Source organism: Prevotella sp. P5-50 (genome assembly GCF_002251295.1).
Taxonomy (GTDB): Bacteria; Bacteroidota; Bacteroidia; order Bacteroidales; family Bacteroidaceae; genus Prevotella.
The window spans coordinates 1-312 of record NZ_NPJA01000047.1 but is presented as its reverse complement, the minus strand read 5'-3'; the positions used below and the strand labels follow the sequence as shown (position 1 = coordinate 312).

Genomic DNA, 312 nt, shown 5'->3' with positions numbered 1-312 from the left:
TTGCGGTGGGGTTCCACCTCTTCCCATTCCGAACAGAGAAGTTAAGCCCACTTGCGCCGATGGTACTGCAATGCAATGCGGGAGAGTAGGAGGCCGCCATCTTTTACAAAGCACCTTGTTTCAGCAAAGAAGCAAGGTGCTTTTTTTCGTTTCCTCCCTTTACGGATCCACGGAACACACAGAGTACACTCTAAGTTTGCAGAAGAATGCGACGCAGTCGCATAAATGTTAAATAATCAAGGTAAAACTATGATTGCTAAAGACAGTTTCGTACCTTTGTTGTAAAAAGGTAGAATCGGTCTGTCGAAGAGG

The 312-nt window shown here is 45.5% G+C and carries 1 rRNA gene; it reads left to right on the top strand.

From position 1 onward, the window contains the following. A 5S ribosomal RNA gene (gene rrf, locus CIK88_RS10125) occupies positions 1–102 on the top strand; the annotation flags it as partial. Positions 103–312 lie beyond the last annotated feature (210 nt).